1 protein-coding gene is annotated in these 1,603 nt (G+C 33.7%); it reads right to left on the reverse strand.

Annotation, left to right across the window (positions count from 1 at the left end; translation table 11 throughout):
- Window positions 1-210: 210 nt before the first annotated feature.
- Window positions 211-1,572, reverse strand: coding sequence for an aminotransferase class III-fold pyridoxal phosphate-dependent enzyme (locus tag RH99_RS17960; RefSeq protein ID WP_010241702.1), 1,362 nt, complete (start codon window positions 1,570-1,572; stop codon window positions 211-213).
- Window positions 1,573-1,603 lie beyond the last annotated feature (31 nt).

The following is a 1,603-nucleotide window of genomic DNA, read 5'->3' on the forward strand; positions in this document are numbered from 1 at the left end:
GCTTATGGATGAGATATTGAGGATTTGAATAACTTCGAATGAGCAATATAAAAGCTTAATTTAGTTTGATGGAAATTTCGTTAAGAACCATTTACTGTCTGAACTTTTGTGAGTTTAAATGGTTTAGAAATTTTTATCAAACTAAATTTTTAGCTTTTAATGCGCAATGAGGGCATTCGAAAACTCAATATCACCTCCAATTTGCAAGCATTATTTTAAAACTAAACTATCTGCATAATTAAGAACTTCATCTAGTATTGCCATTGCCTCTTTAATTTCCTGCTCTTTTATTATAAGTGGAGGAGCAACTAAAATACAACTTTCGTGAGAATAAGTTGAGAAACCCTTCTCTTTTAACATTCCAACTAACTTTGACATTATCTTTTCTGGATCTTTTCCATAAGGTACCATTGGCTCTCTTGTTTCCTTACTCCTAACAAGCTCTACCGCTGAGAACAATCCTATATATCTTACATCACCTACAGAAGCATGTTTTTCCTTCAACTTTTCAAGCTCTTCTCCAAGGACTTTACCCATCTCCTTAGAATTTTCAATCAATTTTTCTTCCTTGTATACATCAATATTAGCACAACCAGCAGCACAACCAATAGGATGAGCACTGTAAGTTAAACCACACATAAGCACATTATCATCAAAATATTTTGCAATTTCCTGGCTAACAATAACCCCACCAAGAGGAACATATCCACAAGTTATACCCTTTGCAAAAGTAATAATATCAGGCTTTACATTCCAATTGTCACAAGCAAACCACTCACCAGTTCTACCCCAGCCAGCCATAACTTCATCACAAATCATAATTATGTTAAACTCATCACACAATGCTCTAACACCTTCAAGGTAACCCTTTGGAGGTATTATAACTCCATTACTTCCTGTTACAGTTTCCAATACCATAGCAGCTACAGTGTCGGAGCCTTCATATATAACCTGTTCTCTAAGTTTATTTATATAATACTTTGATGCCTCTTCTTCACTTTTAAATTCTATCTTCTCCTGATATACATAAGGGTCAAAGAATTTTACAAATCCAGGTATTCCAGGTTCACAAGTATATCTCCTAGGCTCACCTGTAAGATTAGCTGCACCAAATGTTGAACCATGATATGAACGATAACGTGAGAATATTTTATACTTTCCAGTAACCATTCTAGCCATCTTTATGGCATTTTCATTTGCATCTGCTCCACCTAGTGTAAAGAATACTTTTCCCATATTATCTGGTGCAATTTCTATTACTTTTTTAGCAAGTTCTGATCTTACATCTATAGCATTTCCAGGGCCTGTAAAAGCAAGCTTTGCTGCTTGTTTTTGTATGGCATCTACTACCTTTTTGTTACCATATCCTATATTTAAATTTACAAGTTGTGAAGACATATCATAATATTTTTTACCATTTTCATCCCAAAAGTAAATTCCCTCTGCCTTTGTAATTACCATAGGATTTAATTTTGCCTGAGCACTCCATGAGTGTAAATTGTATTCTTTATCATATTTCTTTATTTCATCTGCTGTTAATGTAGTTTCTTTTTTATTTATTGTTTGTTCCATAATAAATACCTCCCAAATATTTGAATGTGCC

The sequence above is a fragment of the Clostridium arbusti SL206 genome (genome assembly GCF_000246895.1).
GTDB classification, from domain to species: Bacteria; Bacillota; Clostridia; order Clostridiales; family Clostridiaceae; genus Clostridium_I; species Clostridium_I arbusti.

Excerpts from the sequence above, each read along its gene's own strand:
- RH99_RS17960 (WP_010241702.1), bottom strand. The coding sequence starts at position 1,572 with ATGGAACAAACAATAAATAAAAAAGAAACTACATTAACAGCAGATGAA.